This window comes from Fusobacterium sp. DD2 (genome assembly GCF_018205345.1).
Taxonomy (GTDB): Bacteria; Fusobacteriota; Fusobacteriia; order Fusobacteriales; family Fusobacteriaceae; genus Fusobacterium_A.
The window spans coordinates 1-23468 of the sequence record NZ_JADRHM010000032.1 but is presented as its reverse complement, the minus strand read 5'-3'; the positions used below and the strand labels follow the sequence as shown (position 1 = coordinate 23468).

General features: G+C 33.7%; 19 protein-coding genes and 1 riboswitch. Of the genes, 1 reads left to right on the top strand and 18 read right to left on the bottom strand.

From position 1 onward, the window contains the following. Window positions 1–159 precede the first annotated feature (159 nt). The 18 genes from IX290_RS06460 to IX290_RS06375 all read right to left on the bottom strand — a co-directional run bounded on the left by IX290_RS06460 (window position 160) and on the right by IX290_RS06375 (window position 21874). A complete protein-coding gene (locus IX290_RS06460) occupies window positions 160–6735 on the bottom strand; it encodes an autotransporter outer membrane beta-barrel domain-containing protein (protein ID WP_211492392.1) in 6576 nt (2191 codons plus the stop codon). After that, the gene (locus IX290_RS06455) at window positions 6713–7261 is read right to left on the bottom strand and encodes an autotransporter-associated N-terminal domain-containing protein (protein ID WP_211492391.1); all 549 of its coding nucleotides are present in this window, start codon (window positions 7259–7261) and stop codon (window positions 6713–6715) included. The genes IX290_RS06460 and IX290_RS06455 overlap by 23 nt, the downstream gene beginning before the upstream one ends. A gap of 459 nt (window positions 7262–7720) precedes the next feature. After that, complete coding sequence (locus IX290_RS06450) at window positions 7721–8122, bottom strand: hypothetical protein (protein ID WP_211492390.1); 402 nt, start codon at window positions 8120–8122, stop codon at window positions 7721–7723. A 12-nt stretch (window positions 8123–8134) separates the two neighbouring features. After that, window positions 8135–8455, bottom strand: a complete 321-nt coding sequence (locus tag IX290_RS06445; protein WP_211492389.1) for a hypothetical protein — start codon at window positions 8453–8455, stop codon at window positions 8135–8137. 1 nt (window position 8456) lies between these two features. Continuing rightward, window positions 8457–8906 (bottom strand): RNA polymerase sigma factor, encoded by a 450-nt coding sequence (locus tag IX290_RS06440; protein WP_211492388.1) that lies wholly within the window; start codon window positions 8904–8906, stop codon window positions 8457–8459. 111 nt (window positions 8907–9017) lie between these two features. Then, on the bottom strand, window positions 9018–10070 hold the full coding sequence (gene ispG / locus IX290_RS06435) for a flavodoxin-dependent (E)-4-hydroxy-3-methylbut-2-enyl-diphosphate synthase (protein WP_349290747.1): 1053 nt from the start codon (window positions 10068–10070) through the stop codon (window positions 9018–9020). Between the two features lie 8 nt (window positions 10071–10078). Further along, entirely contained in the window at window positions 10079–11062 is a 984-nt protein-coding gene (locus IX290_RS06430; RefSeq protein WP_211492386.1) for a M23 family metallopeptidase, read from the bottom strand. Next, window positions 11052–12299, bottom strand: coding sequence for a transcription termination factor Rho (gene rho, locus IX290_RS06425; protein ID WP_211492385.1), 1248 nt, complete (start codon window positions 12297–12299; stop codon window positions 11052–11054). Before rho ends, IX290_RS06430 begins: the two co-directional genes overlap by 11 nt. A gap of 26 nt (window positions 12300–12325) precedes the next feature. Then, window positions 12326–13636: a tRNA (N6-isopentenyl adenosine(37)-C2)-methylthiotransferase MiaB gene (miaB, locus tag IX290_RS06420; RefSeq protein WP_211492384.1), complete on the bottom strand. Its 1311-nt coding sequence runs from the start codon at window positions 13634–13636 to the stop codon at window positions 12326–12328. 212 nt (window positions 13637–13848) lie between these two features. Next, window positions 13849–14535 (bottom strand): toxin-antitoxin system YwqK family antitoxin, encoded by a 687-nt coding sequence (locus IX290_RS06415; RefSeq protein WP_211492383.1) that lies wholly within the window; start codon window positions 14533–14535, stop codon window positions 13849–13851. Between the two features lie 156 nt (window positions 14536–14691). Then, entirely contained in the window at window positions 14692–15888 is a 1197-nt protein-coding gene (ribA, locus tag IX290_RS06410) for a GTP cyclohydrolase II (protein WP_211492382.1), read from the bottom strand. Between the two features lie 14 nt (window positions 15889–15902). Beyond that, window positions 15903–16553 (bottom strand): riboflavin synthase, encoded by a 651-nt coding sequence (locus IX290_RS06405; protein WP_211492394.1) that lies wholly within the window; start codon window positions 16551–16553, stop codon window positions 15903–15905. Window positions 16554–16571: 18 nt separating this feature from the next. Further along, the gene (gene ribD / locus IX290_RS06400) at window positions 16572–17648 is read right to left on the bottom strand and encodes a bifunctional diaminohydroxyphosphoribosylaminopyrimidine deaminase/5-amino-6-(5-phosphoribosylamino)uracil reductase RibD (RefSeq protein WP_249168875.1); all 1077 of its coding nucleotides are present in this window, start codon (window positions 17646–17648) and stop codon (window positions 16572–16574) included. Between the two features lie 2 nt (window positions 17649–17650). Then, on the bottom strand, window positions 17651–18112 hold the full coding sequence (gene ribE / locus IX290_RS06395) for a 6,7-dimethyl-8-ribityllumazine synthase (protein WP_211492381.1): 462 nt from the start codon (window positions 18110–18112) through the stop codon (window positions 17651–17653). Between the two features lie 90 nt (window positions 18113–18202). Continuing rightward, window positions 18203–18318: riboswitch (FMN riboswitch) on the bottom strand. A 116-nt stretch (window positions 18319–18434) separates the two neighbouring features. Further along, window positions 18435–19781: an MATE family efflux transporter gene (locus tag IX290_RS06390; RefSeq protein ID WP_211492380.1), complete on the bottom strand. Its 1347-nt coding sequence runs from the start codon at window positions 19779–19781 to the stop codon at window positions 18435–18437. 110 nt (window positions 19782–19891) lie between these two features. Beyond that, a complete protein-coding gene (locus IX290_RS06385) occupies window positions 19892–20434 on the bottom strand; it encodes a flavodoxin family protein (RefSeq protein WP_211492379.1) in 543 nt (180 codons plus the stop codon). An 83-nt stretch (window positions 20435–20517) separates the two neighbouring features. Further along, a complete protein-coding gene (locus IX290_RS06380; RefSeq protein WP_211492378.1) occupies window positions 20518–21342 on the bottom strand; it encodes an Mrp/NBP35 family ATP-binding protein in 825 nt (274 codons plus the stop codon). A 112-nt stretch (window positions 21343–21454) separates the two neighbouring features. Further along, complete coding sequence (locus IX290_RS06375; RefSeq protein ID WP_211492377.1) at window positions 21455–21874, bottom strand: HutP family protein; 420 nt, start codon at window positions 21872–21874, stop codon at window positions 21455–21457. Window positions 21875–22119: 245 nt separating this feature from the next. Here IX290_RS06375 and IX290_RS06370 point away from each other — a divergent pair. Further along, a partial coding sequence (locus IX290_RS06370; protein ID WP_211492376.1) for an MATE family efflux transporter occupies window positions 22120–23468 on the top strand: 1349 nt, incomplete at its 3' end.

The following is a 23468-nucleotide window of genomic DNA, read 5'->3' as shown; positions in this document are numbered from 1 at the left end:
TTCTATTTCTCAGCTACTTTCTATCTTGTTATTCAAATTATAATTTCCTAATATACAAAAAAGGACAAACAGCCGCCAATTATATTGACGGCTGTCTGCCTTTACTTTGGGTTGGGAATTCTTCTAAATTACCATCGTAAATCTATATTAAGATGTTAATTAGAATTTATAATTAAAACGTACACCATAAGTCATATGTGATTTGTTAGCATCATTATATTCAACTCGCAGTGCAACGCCATAATTATCTGGTTTTTCTATACCAATCTCAGCACCTACTCCAGTTCTGACTCTATCTCTTTCTGGTTCTGAAAGCTTATAGTAGCCTGTTGATGTTCGTTTAAGTTTAGCTTTGTTTGCATCTGTATACAGTTTATGAGCATCATAATCAACCTGCACATCTGCTTTCACTACTACCTCTTTATCCTCTGCTACAGGTATTCTATATTTAGTTTCTACCCCTGCATTTGGAGTTACAAGATAGTAATCATTGTGCTTAACCTTAAGATCAAACTCATTATCTCTCTCTTTTATATTTGAGAAACGTCCATAAGATAGATCTAAACCAAGATAAGGTCTTACTGTCCACTGAGTATTCATATCATAATCGTATAGAATTCTGTTTCTAAGTGAGATATCTGCTGAATAGTAAGTTGCTCTGGCTTTATAGCTATCCTGTCCTATACGGCTATATCTTTTTGCTCTATGTCTATTTAAAGTAAGTTCTGCTCTTCCTAAATACTTCAGACGTGCATTTTCATCTCTTTCAACCAGTGCACGTTGATAATGAAGTCCAAGTTTTCCAGAAACTACCTTTTCCTTAGAGCCTTCATTGGTTTCATCAGTAAACTTGAATCTTGTTCCCATAAGTCCTGCTGACCAACCGAATTTTCCACCATAAGAGTATCTTTCATTATCTCTTAAGTACAACACTCCAACTGAGTCATACTTATATCCTGATACTCCTAAAGTATTATCCTTATGTCTACCATTTGTATTGATTAAGCTGAACTTATGTACATTTCTAGTTACATTAAATGAATCCAGAAGTTCTCTATAAGATCTTTCAAAGTTATTTTCTACAGTCTGCATACGTTCCTGAACATTTGAATAGATGTCCCCTCTTATGTCTGCAACTGCTTCTGCAAACTGTTCATGAGTATGTATGTTATCCATAGATTTAAATTGTGGTGATGACTCTGTTGATGGTATATCCATTCTCAGTTCTTCAAGTCCATAAGCCAGATTCTCATATTTTTCTCCAACTATAAGTTCTGGATATGGGATTCTTGCCACTGTAATATCTCTTGTTGCAGTTGAACCAAGTTCCTTAGATACTTTTGCAATCCAAGATACTGATGCTGATGTTACATCTCCACTGAATGCTCCCATACCTTCTGGTGAAGTTCTAAATACGTCTGCCACTGTATATTTCTGTACTGAGTTACCTTTAGAGAAGTTTGGTAATACTTTAGCCACACCAGTTATGCTATCCGCTTTAACTATAGGCTTTTTGTTTCCAATATCCAGTGCCATACCTTCCATTGCAAGGTGTCCTTTTACATCTATTATTCCACCATTAATTACTTTATCATTTATTGTAACCTTACCATCTGCATTAATTTCAACTCCACCAATATCTCCAGTACTTGGATTTTCTTCACGCTTCTCAATAACTTCTCCATATGGATTGTCTATTTCACCTTCATGTCCCAGGCGTCCACTTCCACCAATGTTAAATGCTATACCACCATCACGTAATTTGATGACACCATAGTTTTTAATAACACCGCTGTAAGCTGCTATACCAATTGAAGACTTTTCTCCACCACTAGTTTTTCCAGCTACATCTATAAGTGCACCTTTTTCAACAACGATTTCCTTCATTCCTTGTCCACCCATAATACCGATAGCACCATTTCTTACTATCAGATTAGAGCCTTTTTTCAGTGTGATTGATGATTGTTTTCCAATTTCTGCAGCTCCATAGATTCCCACTGAAAGTTCCTTATCTACAGTCATATTACCTTTATATTCGATTGTTGAATTTTCTCCGAAAATACCTATCGAGTTTCTATTTGCTTTTGGATCATTATATCCATCTCGGCCAATAGTTGTAGTACCTACTTTAATATCACCATTATGTGTAACTTTGGCATTTTTAGCATAGATTCCCACTGATTCTGTACCAAGAGTCATATTAAGATTTGTATTTTCTATTGAGTTTTCTCCACTCTGTCCAACAAAATAGATTCCATAACCTTTATCATCTATATCCATGTGAGAATTGTTTACAGCTATCTTTCCAGTTCCAGATTTATAGATTCCTATTGAATCTTTACCTACTGCTATATCTCCAGTTGTGCCACCTATGACAACTTTTCCTTTGCCAAGTGAGAATATACCCACACTGTCTTTATCTCCTATTGTCATTGTACTTCCAGATTTAACCTCTACCTCTGTATTGTCTGCATATATTCCTATAGCAACATTATCTCCTATATTGTGAGCTCCATCAGTTGTAATCTTTGTTGTTCCATCTCCTTTTACAAGAAGACCTATTCCTGTATCTCCAACTGTTATATCTCCAACTGATGTAATATTCTTAGTTGCAGCAATACCAGTAGAACCCTTACCTATAACTATATCACTGTTATTTACCACTTGAGAGTTCTTTGTTAATATACCCTGTGAGTTATCTCCAACAGTTATAGTACCAGATTGAGTAGTAACTGTTCCTTCTCCATCCTTAAAGATTCCTGTAGAGTTATTGCCAACACTCATATTTCTAACGATTTCAATATCTCCTTTTTCAGTTGCATATATACCCTTAGATGAGCCATTTCCAACTGAAAGATCTCCAGAAATTTTAATATCAGCATTTATTCCCTGTACACCTACAGCATTGTCATCTCCAACTATAAGATTTCCGCCGATTTCCACATTTCCCTTACCATGGTAATCAGCTGTATTTTCAGCCAAGACTCCAACACCATTAGATTTTACATTTATATCTGCTCCAGAGTTCTGCTTAACTCCTGAGTTTTTAGCATAAACCCCGGCATTGTTAACTCCAACATCTATCTTACCTGTTACAGTTACAGTTCTTTGATCTGTTGTATCTGCTACCTCTGAATAGATACCTACTGAAGCGTTATTACCTGAGTTATCAGCTAAAATAATATCTCCATTTTCAGTTATGCTCTGATTTGCTGTATTATATACTCCGATATTTCCTTCCCCTTCAATATCTATGCCATTTATTGTAACTCCTGTACCTGTACCCTTAGCATATACTCCTATCTGTCCTGTTTCTCCATTTTCTCCAAGTTTTACAACATGAGAGATATTTGCTGCATTTGCCAGGTCTTCAAAGATATATCCCTTAGAGTTATCTCCCTTAAGAGAGTTTAAAGTACCATAAGAAATTACATTTCCTTTAGCATATATACCTATTCCACCATCAACATCTATCTTAAAGTTAGATGAAACTTCACCTGGATTAGTTGCGTCTCCCTCAACAAAGACCCCTATTCCATTTTCTCCATCAACCTTAATACTCATTGGTGAACCTGTAACTACCTTACCTTCACTAGCTGCAACAGCTATTCCACCAGTTCCTACAGTAAGTCCGTTAGTTACATTTGAAAGTGTGATCTCTCCTTCGTCAGAATAAACAAGTACTGATTCTCCAGTAGTTGATTTTATCTCTCCACCATCAAATTTTATGTTGCTCTTACCAGAATAGATACCTATAGAGTTTTTGCCAATCTCAACATCTGTACTATCCACTTCACCAGTTCCGTTGATTCCAGCTATAGCTATACCACGTGATTTTCCAACAGTATCTCCAATTTTTATACTGTTTCTATCTCCTGAAGAAGCTGTAAGTTTAGCTTCAGCATTATCAAATATAGCTCCTGTTCCGTTACTGTCAGATTCAAATACATAGTTTTGAACTGTAATCTTACCTAAACCATGTGTATCTTTTACATAGATACCGATATGTTCATCTCCACTAGCTTCTATCTTACCAGCTTCAACAACCTCATTTGTCTTCGCCTTATCCACCAGTATTCCTATTGCATCTTCACCTGAAAGTTTTATATCCTTATTTACCACTTTGATTCCTGTATCTGTTGCATCAGTTGTGGCAAATATTCCGATACCTTCTGAACCAATATTCAGTTCCCCACTGTTTGTTACAGAAGCACCTTTAGCAAGGATACCAACAGTTCTCTTTCCTGATTCTGTTTCTATCTTACCATCATTTATAATTGTAACTTTTTTATTGTTGCCTTCCAGTCCCTTAACAGCTACAGATATTCCTGTTGCATTATCTCCCAGAAGTCTTATTCCACCTGTAGGACTCAGTTTTATCGTATGATCTGCAGGAGTAACTCCAGGTTTTACCTCATACATAGCATTAATACCTGTTCCCTGTGCCATAACCGGTATCACTGAATGAACATCTGCATCAGCATCTTTCAGAGTAAGGAATGTTCCGTATCCTTTAACTCCTATATTTTCACCAACTGTTACCTCTCCACCATCCTGGTAGATAGCACTTCCACCTTTTGAACCAAACTCAAAGTTTATCATTCCTTCAGTACCCATGCTCATCTTACCACCACTTACAAAGACTCCAGCTCCACCATCTATCTTAACTGTAGCTGTATCCCCTATAAACTCAGTGTGTTCAGGTACGAATACTCCGATTCCTTCTCCTATATCAAATGTTCCTGTGTATTTAACCTTAGTTTCATTACCAGGTGTACCACTTTCAATGAACATTCCCATAGTTTCTGCACCTTGTTGTTCAACATCAACTTTAAGATCTCCAAAATATCCATTAGCTGCAAATATTCCTATTCCATAATCTGTACCTGTACCATTTTTAGCAATTATCTTCGCATCGTTACCAAAAGTAACATTTGCATCATTTAGATATGCACCAATATTTCCTGTTCCCTCTGCTGAACTTACAGTTCCATTTATTTCTGTATTACCAGCAGCATATAGAGCTATTGTTTTGTGAGCATTTGTATCCACTTCAGGCATAACATCACTATTTACCTTAGAATTTTTTGCATAAACTCCCACACCCCGTGTACCAGTTATCTTCATCTTTCCAAACTCTATATCTTTTTCTGTATCTTCAAGTGCTATAACTATATTATCTGAATTAATCTCTCCTGTATTTTTAAACTCAGCATTCTGACCATTTACATAAACTGCAACTGGTTTACTGCTAGTTCCAGCTTCATTTTTAGCAACTATCTTACCACTGTTTTCTCCGGAAGAGTTGTTATCTACGTAGATTCCTATAGTTTCTCCACCGACTTCTATATTTCCACTATTTATTACAGCAGAATCACCACTTCCGTCATTTACAGCTGCCATTGCAACTGAAAGTGACTTGTCTGTTGCACTTCCTATTTTATCTGTAATCTTTATAGTTCCGACATTTGTACCCTTACCATGACCTACATAGATACCGATAGCATTCTTCATATTAGTTCCACTGATAGTTATGTCATCACTCTTATTTGTAAATTCTGATCCACCAACTATGTATGCAACAGTGTTTCCAACTCCATCAGCTATATCCACCTTGCTCATGTTATTGACCTTGATACCACCATCTACATACATTCCAAGCATCAGATTTCCTTTTGGAATACTTAGCTCAGTATTGTGGTTAATCTTCTCTGTTCCTGTACCTTTGTTGTAGTATAGTCCAACTGCTTTCTCTGTTGGCGACTTATTTTCAAGAACCAGTTTTCCACCATCCAGATGAGAACCGTTACTCATATAGATTCCTGTACCATTATTATCAACAGTTATCTTATTTGTACCATCTATAGATATAACACCCTGGTTACCATAGATTCCCACAGCTTTATCCTTAACATTAAGAAGTGAGCCTCCTTTAACCAGAATATTACCATCCAGGAAGATACCTGCTGTATCTTCACCCTCTGCAGTAATAGACACTTTTTCATAAGTGTTATATACATCATCACTGTCAGCATGGTTTTTACTGTAAACTGCTATACCCTTATTAGTAGCTTTAGCACGTCCTGAAAGAGTGTTTCCAACAAATCCACCGTTGTTTGCCATTTCTGTATCCATATACACACCTATTGTTCTTTGAGAACCGGTTGGTGTGCCAGTAGGTGTAACTTCAAGTACTCTATTAAGTGCAAGTGAACTTCCCTGAGGGCCATCTGCACCATTTATACCCTGCATATGTATAAAGATATTTTTACTGTCAGGATTCTCTTCAAATTTAAGAGTTGTTGGATTATCCGGATCATTTGTTGTTGCAGTCAGCTTAGAACCAGCAAGGTATATTGCTATACTTTCAGTTCCATCATTTCCAAATTCAACCTTTGAACCATCATCAAGTTCGATACTTGTATTGTCCTTTGCATATATTCCTATAGTCTTATCTTTATTTAGAGTGATAGTACCGTGCATATCTGTTTTTGCATTTCCCTCAGAGTAGATACCTATTGAATTTTTACCCTGAAGTTTCAGATTTGCATTGGCAGCTAATTCAACTGGGTTTTTCACTCCAGATATACCTGTTGCTCCTTCTCCAAGTTCCATCTGTCCATCATATATAATCTTTTTACCTTCAGCTGCTGTCATTCCACGGCTTCCTTCAGATAGTTTAAGGTCTGTATTTACTTTGATATCTGATGAGTTACTGCTGAATATTTGCTCCAAAATCTATAAAGTCTGTAAAAGAAAGATGCTTTTTCATAATTCCTAAAGTTCCCAGATATCTTCCACTATGCACAATATCCTTGTCATGTCCGGAAACAGCTAGTCTATCCAAATACTCATTGTATTCTCCATGCAAAGTATACTCTGGATAACTAAAGTTTTTAATGGTTTTATCCTTATTCTTAGTTGTATTTTCCCATATTCCATTGAAAAAGAACTGGTAAGATGGTTCTAAAGATTTTACCCAAAATTTACCCCTTCTAAGTAACTGCTCAATCTGTAACTCAATTCCGCTCAACTCTTTTTTAGTATCACGTAATTTTCTATCAATATCCTTCTTTTCATTTGTAAGTTTTTCAGATAACTCTATTCTAGTAGGAATGGGCTCTACTGGTTCTGCACCATAGCCTATGTAACCAGTTATAAGAAAACTAACTAGAAGTGCCGTAGAATAGCTTATTTCTTTGGATTTTTTAGCAAACCGTTTCAATAAGCCTTCACTTTCCCAAGCATACTTACTCTTCATATTTCCCCTCCCTGCAATCCATCTACCTGCTTAATTTTTGTAAGTAGAGCCAGTGAAGTATGAAATTTTTTTATTAAACAGGTAAGTACGATTATTTTACATGTTATTATATTATACCACGTTTATCTAGTTTTATAAAGAATAAATATATTATAATAGTACATTACATTCAAAAATAAATCATATTTTTTTAGAACAAAAGTCTTTTATTAAATTCTATTCAATCATTAAGGCATTTTTAAAAATGGCTGTACTTCTGTATTCTTCCTATATAGGAATAAAAAATATTAAAAAAATTTAATTGTATTAAAGTTTTATAAAATATTTTTCATTTATAAAAATAATGAAAAATATTTTCAAATAAAGAACGACAATATCCAAAAACACCAGAAAAAAATAACAAAAAATAAAAAAATCCCAACATTAAATGGGATTTTTTATATAAATTATCTAATTACTCTATCTTCCAGAATTTAATCTTTTTATTGCCAACTCTCTAGCCTTAAGGTATTGTTCCTGAGTAATATATTTCTGCATCTCTATCTGACTTCTGATTCTATTTTTTAAGATGTTTGTCTCAATTGTACCAATCTTATCAAATATAGCATCAATCTTGTCAAGATTTGCCTCTGGACCTTCAAGTACATACTTATTTACCTCAAGCTCCAACTGTTTTTTCTCTAAAAGAAGCATCTTATAATTGACACTTACCTTATCCACCATTACCTTGGCTTTTTCAATATTTTCAGAAGAAACTCCTACCTGTAGGAACTCCTCGTCTGATATTATTCCAAGCCCCTCTGATGCAAACAGCAAAGAAGAGCATGCCAACATTGCTATACTATACAAAAGTTTTCTCATTGATGTCCTCCACTAGATCTGTCTATCTAATCCAAATAACTCATCAGTATTCAATTCTACTTTTTTATCATCAAACAAGTTATTATCAAAGAAATGATCAATTGACAAATCACTTTTTTTCTTATCTGACTGTGAAATTGCAGTAGCTACTGCATAATTAGTTGCTCTTTCAAGAGGATTATCTCTTGTTATCATTTGGTAAGTAGAACTTGTAAACATTCCCAATACGAATAAAGATAGTGAGAACCAAGTTCTCTTTTTCCCTTTACTCTTTTCTTCAGCTAATAGCTGTTTATAGATATTACCTCTTACTCTCTCTTTTGGTGATGTCATACTAACTGCCTCCCATATCCTTTATTGCTTTATAATATACAGATTTTACTGTGGAAATATTCATACCTTTCATATCTGCTATCTCTTTGAGTTTATAACCATAAATATCTTTCAAAACCACAATTTCCCGTTCTCTAGGTGTTATCAGCTTCAACTTTTCTTCCAACATAACATTGGTCTCAGCACTTGTAGAACTGTCTATTCCAAGTATCTCCTCATTTATATCAAGTTCTATCTTACGTTTCCTGAAAAAGTCGTAGATTTTATTAATTGCAATTTTGTATATCCAGGTATATATATTACTCTCTGATCTGAATTTACCCAGATTTTTATAGACACTAATAAAAACTTCCTGAGATATGTCTTCAGCATCTTCAGGATTTTTTACTGCTCCTAAAACCTTGTAGTATATCCTATCAAAATACTCTTCAAAAATCTCATCAAAGTCCATTATTTACCCTCACAATTTTTTTATATCCTTTAGACGACTATTTTCTGAAAAAAGTTTAAAAAATTTTTTTAAGCTTTTCTTCGTCCTGCTTTTCCACCATAAATATTTTAGCTAATCCACATCCTCAAGTATAAGCTTTTTAAGCTCTGGAAGGATATCTTTTTCAGATACCTTTTTTACTATTTTACCTTTTTTAAACAAGACTCCTACACCTTTTCCACCAGCTACACCATAATCAGCTTCCTTGGCTTCTCCAGGTCCATTTACTACGCATCCCATAACTGCTATCTTAATATTTCTTTTCTCATTTTCAAACTCTTTTTCTACTCTTTTTGCAAGGTTTATAAGAGCAATCTCAGTTCTTCCACAAGTTGGGCATGAAATAATCTCTACTCCACTCTCAACAAGTCCTAAAACTTTAAGAATTTCTCTTGCTACTTTTATCTCTTCAACAGGATCCTCTGTAAGTGACACCCTTATTGTATCACCTATTCCGTCTACAAGTAAACTTCCTATTCCTATTGCTGACTTTACAGTTCCCTGAAAAGCAGTACCTGCTTCAGTTACACCAAGATGCAATGGATAATCAACCATTGTACTTATTTTTCTATATGCTTCAACCATCATCTTAACATTACTTGCCTTAAGTGAGATAACTATGTCATGAAAACCATTTTTTTCAAGAAGATTTACATGATACATAGCACTTTCCACCATACCATCAGCAGTAGGTTTACCATATTTTTCCAATATGTGCTTTTCTATTGATCCTGAATTTACCCCTATTCTTATTGGAATATGTTTTTCTTTGGCTTTTTCAACAACAGCTTTAACCTTGTCGTCAGAACCAATATTTCCAGGATTTATTCTAAGTTTATCTATACCATTTTCTATTGCTAAAAGAGCAAGTTTATAATCAAAGTGAATATCTGCACATAGAGGTAGATTCACCTGTTTTTTTATCTCTTTTATAGCAGCTGCTGCCTCAACGGTGTTTATTGTCATTCTTACCATCTGGCATCCTGCTTTTTCAAGTCTTTTTATCTGCTCAACAGTAGCCTCTACATCACTTGTATCTGTATTGGTCATAGATTGAATTACTACTGGATTTCCTCCACCTATCAACAGATTTCCAACTTTTACACATCTGCTCACTCTCATTATTATCTCTCCTATTTTCTAGGAACATATCTCATTGGATTTACAGGTTTTCCATTTATTCTCACTTCAAAGTGAAGATGTGGTCCAGTTACTCTACCACTTTGACCTGTTTTTCCTATAAGTTCCCCTCTTTTAACATAATCGCCCCTTTTAACTCCTATTTTATCAAGATGGGCATATCTTGTCTCGTAGCCTCCTCCATGCTGAATAATGATTATCTTTCCATAACCATTCATTGTACCAGCAAAACTTACTCTACCTGCTTTTGCGGCATATAAAGGGATGAAACGAGCTTGTAAATCCACTCCTGAGTGAAAAATATATCTTTTTAACACTGGATGGAATCTATTTCCAAATGGACTTGATATTCCTGTATACTTAATTGGCATAATAAATCCAAGATTACTCTGTTTTGCATTTCCTCTTCCAGGTGAAACCTTAGCAAGGTATTTTGCAAGACTTGGATTTTTAATGAAAAGCTCTGTACCAACATGAACAGTATCAGAATCCATCTTATTTACATCTTTAATATCCTCTACCTGAACCTTAAAAAGTTCAGCAATCTTATTCAGTGAATCTCCCTTTTGAACCTTATAGAAGATTCCATTTTGAGTTACAACATTTATCTTCTGCCCTATTTTCAGATTTTTACTTGAAATCCCAGGGTTATTTGCTAATATAACATTTAAATCTATTCCATATATTCCTGCAATTTTTAAAAGTGTGTCTCCTGATTCTACTACATAAACTTTTCTTTCTGGAACTGGTTCTTCTTTAGGCTCTGCAACTTCATTTTTCTCTAAAACATAATCTTTAGTAATAGTGTAGAAGTTGTCATTTTGAAGCTCCCAACCTCCAGTTTCAACAGCACTGTCTTCATAATATTCAGTAAACTTTGAAAGATCCACTACCTCTTCCTTATATGGGCTCCCTACCATCACTCCCAAATAAAAAGCTATAGCTAGAACTACAAGTAATAAAAGTTTATTTTTCATTCTTTACTCCTTTGTGAAATTGATCCAGCATGCTTTTGTTACTTGAAGTGCTTTTTAAATTTTCGACTAAGAGTCTCAATGCCTCAGCCTTATCAAATTTAGATAGGTATCTTCTTATTTGCCATATAGAATCAAGTTCGTGTTTTGTTAGTAATAGTTCCTCTTTTCTAGTACCAGAACGCTGAATATCTATAGCAGGGAAAAGTCTCAATTCAGCCAATGTTCTATCCAAGTGGATATCACAGTTACCTGTTGATTTAAACTCTTCGTAAATTATATCATCCATTTTACTCCCTGTATCCACAAGAACAGTGGCAATAATAGTAAGGCTTCCACCCCCTTTTATATTTCTTGCTGTACCAAAAAAGTTTTTAGGATAGTATAGAGCTGTTGGGTCTATACCACCTGATAACAGTTTTCCACTTGATGGAATAACTATATTATAGGCTCTTGCAAGTCTTGTAAGAGAGTCCATAAGTATCACTACATGCTCTCCATCTTCAACTTTTCTTTTAGCCTGTTCCAAAATATTTTCTGTTACTTTTATATGATTTCTTGGATCATCATCAAAAGTCGAAGCAAAAACCTTTGCTCCAGTTACAGTTTCTCTTATATCTGTTACCTCTTCAGGTCTTTCATCAATAAGTAAAATCCAAACTTCTGCATCTTTACACGTTTGCATTATGGAATTGGCAAAATTGCTTATAAGGACTGTTTTACCAGCTTTAGGCGGTGCTATTATAAGAGCACGCTGCCCTTTACCAATTGGTGCTACTAAATCTATAATTCTACCTGATATATTATCTTTATCAGTTTCTAAAATAAATCTCTCTGTTGGATAAGATGGAATCAATTCTTCAAATGGAACTCTCGATTCTGCTGCCTCTAACGGCTTATCATTGATAAGTAGAACTCTCTTTAGAGCATAGTTTTTCTCGTCTCCAGTTGGTTCTCTTACTTCGCCAACTACAACATCTCCTGTTCTCATTTTAAATCTTCTTATCTGTGTTGCTGAAACATATATATCTTTTTCAACACTTGTATCTCTTAAAAAACCATACCCGTCTTGAAGTATATCAATAGTACCCCAGGCAATATCAGTCGCTTCCCGAGCATCTATATCCTGTTGTATAAGTTCTTTTAACTCATTCTTTTTTATATTTCCCTTATGATGTATCCCTAAATGTTTCGCTATTTCTAAAAGTTCTCGTAAAAGAAATCTATCTAGTTTGTCCATATCCACCTCAAACCTGTCCTATTTTTTTATTCTACAATTTCACCATATAGTGTCCAAGTTTTACATTCGTTAATTTTTACATTTACAAATGTTCCCTCTAACGCCTTGTCTCCTTTGAATAATACTACTTTGTTAGTACTTGTTCTTCCACTAAGTACCTCTTTATTTTTCTTACTTTCTCCTTCAACAAGTACTCTAACTATTTTACCAAGATAAGTCTTGCTTTCAGCTAAAGCACAGCTGTTTTGAAGTTCAATAAGTCTTTGAAGTCTATCTTTTTTGACATTATCATCTATCTGATTTTCCATTACAGCAGCTTTAGTTCCCTTTCTTATAGAATACATAAACATAAAGCAATTTTCAAATTGAATTCTTCTTACTACATCTAAAGTATCCTGGAAATCTTCTTCTGTTTCTCCAGGGAATCCAACTATAATATCAGCTGTAAGTGCCACACCTGGTATTCTCTCTTTTATCTTTTCAGCTAGTGCTATATATTGCTCTTTTGAATATCCTCTGTTCATAGCTTTTAAGATTCTTGTAGATCCAGATTGTAATGGCAGGTGAAGCGATCTTGCTATTTTTTCATTTTTTGCTATAACATCTATTACTTCATCTGTAAAGTCTCTAGGATGTGGAGATATGAATCTTACAATATAATCTCCTTCCACTTTACATATCTCTTCTAACAGTTTTGCAAAGTTATCTCCATTTTTAAAATCTTTACCATAAGAGTTGACATTCTGCCCAAGAAGAATTATCTCTTTATATCCTTTTGCAACATATTGTTTTACGTCGTGGATTATCTCTTCCATAGGAACTGATCTTTCACGTCCTCTTACATAAGGAACTATACAGTAAGTACAGAAGTTGTTACATCCATAAGTTATAGAGATTGAAGCTGTTTTTTCTGATTCAAAATCAGCATCCAGTCTTGGTGGTAGATCATCTTCACAATCTGTGTATACCACATGTTTTGCCTCTTTATTTTCTATTCTATCCAATGCTTGTGGAATTTTTCCTATATTCTGGTTTCCCATAATAATATCTATCTGAGGGAATTTTCTTAAAAGCATTTTTCCCTGCTCTTGAGCAAAGCATCCAGTTACACCAATTATTGTTCCTCTTGCTGCTTTTATATGCTTAAGCTCTCCTAATTTCCCATATATTTGAGTAGCTGCCCCTTCTCTTACTGTACATGTATTTAAAAATATCAAATCTGATTCTTCTATATTTTCAGTCATTTCATATCCTAAATTTTCAAAGATTTTTCTAATCTTTGCACTTTCATTTACGTTCATTTGACAACCATATGTTATGATTGATGCTTTTTTCACTATTTATCCTCCTAAAAACTAAAAACTTTTTTACTAGGTTATAAAATTAACCTATCATATAATTTTAACAGTTTTTTATATATTTTTCAAATAAAATATTATAATAAAACAGGGCACAACAAAAATTGTGCCCTGTTTTTTCTAAGATTTTTTGCTAACTATGAACAATTTCTAAAAAGGAACTGCCATTTTTCTGCAATCACCTTTATTTTTTAGAACTCTTCCTCTGGAATAGCTTTTCCATCTTTGTTTACACCTTTTTGTCTAAGTCTTCCAGTTGGATCATATATTTTATATGGACCATCCTTTTTACCATTCTTATATGTTTCAACTATTTGAAGCTGTCCATTCTCATAATATATTCTTCCCTCTCCATTTTCCTTACCATTTACATAGGTATATACCTCTTTAAGATTTCCATTTGGATAGTAGAAAATTCTATCTCCCTCTACAGAGTTCTTATAATAAGGGATAAGTTTTTCAAGCTGACCATTTTCATAGTACACTCTTTTTGTTCCACTAAATACTGCCCCTTCATCTAAAAATGCTATCTCTTTAATAGTTCCATTAGGGTAGTATTTTCTATAAACACCATAAGGTTTTCCATTTGTTCCTAGCTTAATACTTTCCTGAAGATGCTGATCATAACCATTATAAACATTCTTAAATCCATTTTCATCAACAACTTCTACATAATTTTTAAAATTAAGAGATTGAGTTCTCAATTCTTCAGCTGTTAGTGGTTTTGGATATTTTACTCTTGGGTCTTTATGAAATTCTGCCTCAATTTTAGCATCTATATCTTTGATATAATTTTGAATCTCCTGGCTATCTTTTTTAGGTGCATTGGTACATCCTACAAGAACGCACATAACAAGAGTTAATAATATTTTTTTCATAGTATCCCTCCTGAATTTTTACAATCACTATTGATTTTATCTACAATTACATTCTAACAGTTTTTTATCCCTTTTTCAAATTCTATTCTTAAATATATAAAGAGTAATATAAAAGAGGCTATTGCAAATTTTGCAACAGCCCCTTTTCGGGTATATTTAAATTTGTGTGAGAAGATGTCTCATTTTAACCTTTTTAGTTTTCATGTAAGCAAGATTTGTCTCATTGATTCCTGTTTCTAGAGGTTCTCTTCCAGTTACATGTACTCCATAGTCTTCTAAAGCTTCTATTTTAGCAGGGTTATTTGTCATAACTCTAACTGATTTTACTCCTAAAGCTTTTAGCATCTGTACTGCTGGAGCATAGTCTCTTTGATCTGGCTCAAATCCTAAAGCTATATTTGCTTCTACTGTATCTGCACCGTGATCTTGAAGGTCATAAGCTTTTATCTTATTTATAAGCCCTATACCTCTTCCTTCCTGTCTCAGATATAGTACTACACCTTCTCCTTCATCAGATACTCTTCTCATAGCTCTTTTCAATTGAGATCCACAGTCACATTTTAATGATCCAAGAATGTCTCCTGTAAAACATTCAGAGTGAATTCTTACAAGGACATTTTCCTTACCTCTTACATCTCCCTTTACAAGGGCAATATGTTCTTTTCCATCAAGTTTATTATCAAATGCTACTATTTCAAATTCTCCTGATCCTGTTGGTAATTTTGCATGTGCCTCTATCTTCATTAATTCATCATGACTTTTTATATATTTTTGTAAATCTTCTATTGATATCATTCTTACTTTGAACTTTTCTGCAACAGCTTTAAGGTCATCAAATCTTGCCATCATTCCATCATCTTTCATGATTTCACAGCAAAGTCCCATCTCTTTTAATCCTGCAAGTCTCATAAGGTCTACAGTTGCTTCAGTATGTCCATCTCTTACTAATACTCCACCCTCTCTTGCAACTAATGGGAACATATGTCCAGGTCTTCTAAAATCTTCTGGTTTTGCTCCATCTTCTACAGCTTTTAATGCTGTTATTGAACGTTCATATGCTGATATTCCAGTAGTTGTATCCACATGGTCAATAGATACAGTAAAAGCAGTAGCGTGATTATCAGTATTTTCATAACACATAGGTGGCAGATTTAATTTTTTAGCAAATTCTCTGCTCATTGGCATACAGATAAGTCCTTTAGCATGACATGCCATAAGGTTTATATTTTCTAAAGTTGCATGCTCAGCTGCACAGATAAAATCCCCTTCATTTTCACGATTTTCATCATCTACAACTATTATTACTTTTCCAGCCTTCAAATCTTCCAAAGCATCTTCTATTCTATCTAACATTTAGTTCACTCCTTCTAAAATCCATTTTTCAGTAAGAACTCCATTGTAAGTCCTCCTGATTTTTCCTCTGGCTCCTCTTTAAAATTCATAAGCCTCTCAATATATTTTCCAACCAGGTCAGTTTCTACATTTATATAGTCTCCTACTTTTTTCTTTCCAAGAGTTATCATCTCCTGAGTATGAGGTATTAATGATACTCCAAATGTTCTATCAGTAAGTTTCATTACAGTCAGGCTTGCACCATCTAAAGTAACTCTTCCCTTTTCAACTATATATTTCATATACCTGTGTTCAATTTCAATCTCATATATTTTTGCTATTCCCTCTTGAGTTATAGCTACAATTTTACCTTCACAATCCACGTCACCAGTTACTAAGTGACCACCTAAAGGAGTTGACAGGGTTATCGATTTTTCAAGATTTACTTTATCCCCTTTTTTCAATCTTTTAAGATTAGTTCTCTTTACAGTTTCATACATACAGTCAGCTGTAAAGTAATCATTTCCAAGTTCTGTTGCTGTAAGACAGGTTCCATTTGTTGCAATACTATCTCCAAGTTTTGCATTTTCAAGAACTTTTTTACATCTCACTTTTACTTTAAGAGATCTGTTACCATTCTCTACTGATATAATTTCTCCCATCTCTTCAATTAATCCTGTAAAAATAGAACTCACACTCCCTTCCTATCTGTAAAATTCCATGGAAACATTATTTCCATACTGATTGATTTTTACATTTTCAAGCTGGAATCCATCTCCTATATTGTCAAAGCTAAAACCTTGGATAAAAGGTACTGCACTGCTATCTCCTAAGATTTTGGGAGCTATAAATATCTCTCCTCCATCTATCTGATTTTCTCCAAATGCTTTTGAAATAAGATAACTTCCTCCTTCAAGAATGATTCCATCTATTCCAAGTTTTGCAGTTTCCTTTAATATATCCTCTATTTTAAACTCTTTTCCATCAATATAGATAAACTTAATTCCCTTTTTTTCTAAAAGATTTACTTTCTCACTTGACCTGTTGTCAGATGATGTTATTATAACACTTTTTTCATCTCCAAAGTTTGAAAATTTATAATCAAGTGGTGTATCAAGTCCTGGATCAACAACTATTCTATATGGATCTCTTCCATTTTCAACTCTAGCTGTAAGACTTGGATTATCCTTTAGGAGGGTATTTATTCCAACCATTATTCCCATATATTTATTTCTAAGTTTTTGAACTTTTTCTCTTGCAATCTCATTTGTAATCCATTTTGAATTACCTTTTCTAGAAGCAATCTTTCCATCAAGTGTAATTCCACATTTTAAAAATAGATATGATTTTTTTTCACTTATGTATTTCATAAACACTCTATTTAAAGCAAGTGCCTCTTTTTCCATCATCCCTGTAATTACCTGTATTCCAGCATCCTGAAGCATACGAACTCCTCTTCCAGATACAAGTGGATTTGGATCCAAAGTAGCTATTATACATCTTTTTATTCCCATATCTATTATTTTTTTAGCACATGGTGGAGTTTTTCCATAATGTGAACAAGGCTCCAAGGTAACATAGATATCTGCTCCCTCAGTGTTCCCTCTAGCTGCTTCCAGAGCAAAAACCTCAGCATGAGGACCTCCAAATTTATGGTGATATCCCTCTCCTACTATTTTTCCATCTTTTACTACCACAGCTCCTACCATGGGATTTGGATTAACTGCTCCTTCTCCCAGGGCAGCAAGTTCTAATGCCCTTGCCATGTACTTACTATCCATGATTACATCACCTTAAGTAAGTTAACCATTTCTATTGCTGTAACTCCAGCATCAAATCCTTTATTTCCAGCTTTAGTTCCAGCTCTTTCAACTGCTTCTTCAATACTGTTTGTTGTAAGTACCCCAAATATAACTGGTACATTACTATTTAAACTTACATTTGCAACACCTTTTGATACTTCTGCACAAACATAGTCAAAATGAGGTGTAGAACCTTTTATTACTGCTCCTAATGCAAGTACTGCATCATATTTCCCTGATTCAGCCATTTTCTTAGCTACAAGTGGAATTTCAAAAGCTCCAGGAACCCATGCAAGATCAATATTGTCTCCACTTACTTCATGTCTAAGTAACGCATCTTCTGCTCCAGATACCAGTTTTGAAGTGATAAACTCATTAAATCTCGCTGCAACAATCCCTATTTTTAAATCTCTTCCTGTAAAATTTCCTTGTAATATTTTCATTTTTCTTCCTCCTTGATTTCTCAGGACAAACAAAAAGCCCAGTTATCCTGGGCATATTAAAAAAAGTATAAGATTCTTCTTATGTAAGATATCCTTCTTCTTTCATCCAGACTATACTGTCGGTTTTGGAATCACACCAAATCAAAGCAAATGCTTTCGCGGACTATACCGCCGGTCGGGAATTACACCCTGCCCTGAAGATAAATATTTTTTTCTATATACTTAGTATAGTATCTTGTGTTTGTTTTGTCAACACTTATTTAAATAATACTACATTTTTATTTAAAAATTATCTTTTTTTATTCTCTATAACAGGTCTCTATTAAGCCTTTTCTATATATTTCATAGTAAATCTATGCAGGAATGGAATAGTGAGTATCGCTGTTATAAAATCAGCAAATGGAAGTGATACCCAGATACCATCTACTCTCGAATCAAATAACATCTCTGTAAGATTTGGTAAAAACAGTAAAGCAACATATACAAAAACAAAGCTTCTTGCCATACAGATTATATTTGAAATCATTGGATTATCAACTGCCTGAAGATAAGCAATATTAACAAAGTTGAATCCTAAAAAAGATATTGCAATTGAATAAAGTATAAGTCCTTTTGTACACTCAACAATAAGGTCTGGTTCATGAGTAAATATTCTTGCTACCCACCCTGAGAAAAGAAAAACAAATATAAGGGATCCTATTGAAGTACCAAAACATACTTTATGAGCAAATGCAAAGGTTTCTCTAACTCTTTGAAGATTTTTAATACCATAGTTATAACTTACAATAGGCTGAATTCCTTGAGAAAGACCTGTAAAGAGCATTCTAAAGAACATAAAACTGTAAGCTATAATACTATAAGCAGCTGTACCAAATACTCCAGCAGCTTCCATAAAAGCAATATTAAATATAACTGTTATAACTGCTACTGCAAATTCAAGTACAAATGATGGAAATCCAATTGCTAAAAGTCTTTTTAAAAGTCTGAAATCCAATTTTTTCCATGACATCTCAAATCTAAAAGTTGAACCTATAAAATGTCCACATAGATACAGAGCTGATATTATCTGACTTATAGCTGTAGCTACTGCTCCTCCTACTATTCCAAAATTAAATTTAAAGATGAAAATATAGTCAAGTACAATATTAAGTCCAGCACCAATAAACATAGAAACCATGGCTCTTCTTGGTGCATTGTCATTTCTTACTACTGCATTTAAAGACATAGACATCATTAAGAAAAAAGTTGAAATAGTACATGGATACATATACCCTTTAATCATTGGAAGCAACTCTTCATTTGCTCCCATAGCCATCATCAAAGGATTAGTAAATACAAATATAGCTGTTGCAACTATTGCATAAACTACTATATTTAAAAGAATTATGTGGGAAAAACACTTATTCTGATGCTCAACATCATCTTTTTTGAAAGCTATAAGAGTCGCTCCTCCAATACCAAACATCAAACTTAAAGCCACTGTAAAGTTAATTATTGGATATCCAATATTAACTGCTGCAATACCTGCACTTCCAACTCCCCTTGTTATGAATACTCCGTCAGCAATTGTGTAGAGTGACATTACAAGCATACTCAGTGTTGAGGGAATTGCAAATGAACAAAACAGTCTTCCTAGTGGAGTTTTTTCCAAATCCATTTTTTTATTCATAAAACACCTTCCATAAAATAATAATCATATCATTATAGCATAAATAAATGCTGAAAACTAATATTAGTCCCCAGCATTTGAAAGATTTGAATATTTTAAAGTATTGTCATCTATTTAAGTTCTTTCCATAGATTTTTTATATACTCTAATTTTTCCTTATTGTTAGCTAAATCATCTTTTTTATAAGCTGATATGCTTTCATTTATAACAACCTTCCAGTCTAGAAAATCTGCTATACATCTAAACTGTCTGCTTATTATATCGTACTCGTCATCATCAAGCTCTGCTCCACCAATAGTTATTATTCCTATTTTTTTGTCCCCTTTAAGCTTATCAAATCCCTGCATATACATTCTATCTAAAACTGCTTTAAGCTGGGTAGTAATTCCCCACCAATATACAGGAGAACCAAATATGATTACATCTGCATCAACAATCTTCTGGGCAAATACTTCACCATCATCATTTATAACACATTTTGGTCTATTGTTTGTACAATAATCACAACCAGAGCATGGGGCGACCTTATACTCAGCAACGTTAAATAACTCAAGTTCACACTCAAGATTTTCTTTTATTCCTTCAGCTAAAGTATTCAATGCCATTCTTGTATTTCCATTTCTAGGGCTACCATTTAATATTAATACTTTCATAATCCATCCTCCTTATACAGCTTAAATTTTACATTTTAATATTTATAAAAAACTGCTCAACCATTTAGCTGAGCAGCTACTTATTATAACTCTTCAATACCTCTTATGATTTTAGCAGCTATTGGAGCAAATAATTTTTCATTATCAAGATTATCTTCTCCTCTAGTCATTTTTGCTATTCCTTTTGTCATAGGAAGTTCTCCTAATAACTCAAGTCCCATATCTCTTAAGAAGTCATGAGCTCCACTTTCTTCATGGAAGCTTATTTTTGTTTTACATCCTGGGCATTCAATATAACTCATATTTTCAACTACTCCAATAACTGGAACATTTAATTTTTTAGTCATATTTACTGCTTTTGCAACTATCATAGATACCATGTCTTGAGGAACTGATACCATTACAACACCATTTATTGGTGTAGATTGCATTACTGTTAATGCAACATCTCCTGTTCCTGGAGGCATATCTATTAGTAAATAGTCTAGTTCTCCCCATAATACTTCTTCCCAGAACTGTTTAACAGCTCCACTGATAAGAGATCCTCTCCATACTACTGGTTGGCTCTCATCTTGAAGTAATAGGTTTAGAGACATTATTTTTATTCCTTCTTTTGATACTACAGGGATAATATTTTCTCCATCTCCCATAGCCATTTGACCTTGAAGTCCCATAAGTCTAGGAATACTTGGTCCTGTAATATCAGCATCTAATATTCCAACTTTAAATCCTCTTCTTGCTAAATCTTTTGCAAGCATAGTAGTAACAGTTGATTTTCCAACTCCACCTTTACCACTCATTATTCCAATAACATTCTTTATATGATTTAATGGATTATTTACAATTCCACAAGTTTCTTTGTCTTTTGTACAAGTACTTCCTGATGGACAAGTGCTACAATCTGCCATGTGTTTTCCTCCTAAATTTACATTAATTTTATTCCAATCTAAATGATACTCTTACTCTTTTCTTTTGTCAAATGTTATTTTACAATAGTTAACTATGTTCTAATATAATATTTTAATCATCATTTGGAACTGCTCTGTGACCTAATCCTATTACTACCTCATCAAGTCTGAACATTCCAATAGTTACAAATATACATACTGAAAGATGTTCCTGACATCTGGCTATCCCTATTTTTCCACCTACGTTAAAACCTACTGATTTATTTAAAATTTGATCAATTGCTTCTCTTGCCGCTCCTGTTATTGCTCCTTCATAAACATGAGATTCTGATATAAGTCCATTTCTTTTTGCTGCTACCAGAGTTCTCTCCAATATTTTAGGAATGGAAGCTACAACGTCTCCACCAATATCAACTGCTGCTGTCTTAATTCCATCTTTTATAAAAGCTTCCTTTAATTCATTTTCCTCTTCTCTGGTACTCATTGCCATTTGAATTGATACTTTTGCTATATCTTTACTCTTATATTTCATCTATTGCTACCCTCTCTTTCATTATGTTAATATACTTTTTGTTATATTATACCAAAATTTCCAACAAACTTATATAGTAAAAATTTTTTCTACTAAAACTTGTCTAAAAACTTGTATAATTTTATTGATAAAAAGTAATAATTATGTTATATTAGTTGTAATAAAATTAAATCAAATAACGCTTTTTATTGTTTTCAGTTTCTATATTAAAACAGTAAAAGGCGTTTTTATTTTTAGGAGGCGTTATGAACCAGGAAAACAAAATGGGAACTCACAGTATATTTCCTCTTCTTGTAGGAATGTCAGTTCCTCCCACAATCTCTATGATGATCAACTCCCTTTATAATATTATTGACTCTATATTTGTTGCAAGGCTTGGAACTGATGCACTTACTGCTGTATCTCTTGCTTTTCCAATCCAAAACCTTATACTTGCAATAGCTGTAGGATCTGGAGTTGGTGTAAATTCATATATTGCTAGAAAACTTGGTGAAAAAGATTTAGATACTGCAAATAGTACTGCAGCCCACGGACTTACTCTTTCAGTAATCCACTATCTTGGTCTTGTTATTTTAGGACTTTTATGTATAAAACCTTTCTTTAGAATATTTACTAACGATGCAAATATTCTATCAATGGGATATGAATATACATATATTGTAACTATGCTAAGTATTGGAACTATTATGCAGATAGCTATTGAAAAGATTCTTCAGGCTACTGGAAACACTTTAGCACCTATGTATCTACAAATAATCGGTGCTGTTACAAATATTATCTTTGACCCTATTCTTATTTATGGATACTTCGGTTTCCCTGAAATGGGAGTAGCAGGAGCTGCTGTTGCAACTATCATGGGTCAAATGACATCTCTTGCATGTTCTGTATATGTTTTATTCTTTAGAAAACAGGAGATTACAATATCTAAAAAAGATTATAAATGGAACCTTGGAATTGTAAAAGAGATATACAACGTAGGAATACCTTCATTCTTTATAATGTCTATAGGATCATTTTTAGTAATGGGAATCAACTTTATCCTTTCAGGAATTTCAACTTTAGCAGTATCACTATTTGGTATATATTTCAAACTTCAAACATTTATCTATATGCCAACTACAGGAGTTACACAAGGTGCTATGCCTATTATGGGATATAACTATGGTGCAAGAAATAAGAAAAGAGTATGTGACACACTTAACTACTCACTTATTATCTGTATAGTTATCAATGCAATAGGAAGTATCTTATTCTGGATATTCCCTAAAGAGATTCTTGGATTTTTCAACGCAACACCTGAAATGCTTACAATGGGTGTGGATACAATGAGAATTATCTCTATAAGCTATGCTTTTGGAAGTATCTGCTTTATATTCTCATCATTTTTACAAGCCATTGGAAAAGGAGTACCATCTCTTACTATTACAATGTTAAGACAGATAGTTCTTCTTCTACCACTTGCCTTTATCTTAGGTAAATGGTTTGGACTTAAAGGTGTGTGGTCTGCATTCCCAATAGTTGATATAACAACATGCTTTATAGCATTCCTAATTTATAAAAATTTCTCTAAAAAAGACCCTGTTATAAGTCAGGG

Coding starts and splice junctions, on each gene's coding strand:
- IX290_RS06415 (WP_211492383.1), bottom strand. CDS start 14,535: ATGAAAAAAATATTATTAACTCTTGTTATGTGCGTTCTTGTAGGATGT.
- ribD (WP_249168875.1), bottom strand. CDS start 17,648: ATGGATAGTAAGTACATGGCAAGGGCATTAGAACTTGCTGCCCTGGGA.
- IX290_RS06380 (WP_211492378.1), bottom strand. CDS start 21,342: ATGGCAGATTGTAGCACTTGTCCATCAGGAAGTACTTGTACAAAAGAC.
- IX290_RS06375 (WP_211492377.1), bottom strand. CDS start 21,874: ATGAAATATAAGAGTAAAGATATAGCAAAAGTATCAATTCAAATGGCA.
- IX290_RS06450 (WP_211492390.1), bottom strand. CDS start 8,122: ATGAGAAAACTTTTGTATAGTATAGCAATGTTGGCATGCTCTTCTTTG.
- IX290_RS06390 (WP_211492380.1), bottom strand. CDS start 19,781: ATGAATAAAAAAATGGATTTGGAAAAAACTCCACTAGGAAGACTGTTT.
- ribE (WP_211492381.1), bottom strand. CDS start 18,112: ATGAAAATATTACAAGGAAATTTTACAGGAAGAGATTTAAAAATAGGG.
- IX290_RS06430 (WP_211492386.1), bottom strand. CDS start 11,062: ATGAAAAATAAACTTTTATTACTTGTAGTTCTAGCTATAGCTTTTTAT.
- IX290_RS06440 (WP_211492388.1), bottom strand. CDS start 8,906: ATGGACTTTGATGAGATTTTTGAAGAGTATTTTGATAGGATATACTAC.
- IX290_RS06455 (WP_211492391.1), bottom strand. CDS start 7,261: ATGAAGAGTAAGTATGCTTGGGAAAGTGAAGGCTTATTGAAACGGTTT.
- rho (WP_211492385.1), bottom strand. CDS start 12,299: ATGGACAAACTAGATAGATTTCTTTTACGAGAACTTTTAGAAATAGCG.
- ribA (WP_211492382.1), bottom strand. CDS start 15,888: ATGTTAGATAGAATAGAAGATGCTTTGGAAGATTTGAAGGCTGGAAAA.
- IX290_RS06445 (WP_211492389.1), bottom strand. CDS start 8,455: ATGACATCACCAAAAGAGAGAGTAAGAGGTAATATCTATAAACAGCTA.
- IX290_RS06385 (WP_211492379.1), bottom strand. CDS start 20,434: ATGAAAGTATTAATATTAAATGGTAGCCCTAGAAATGGAAATACAAGA.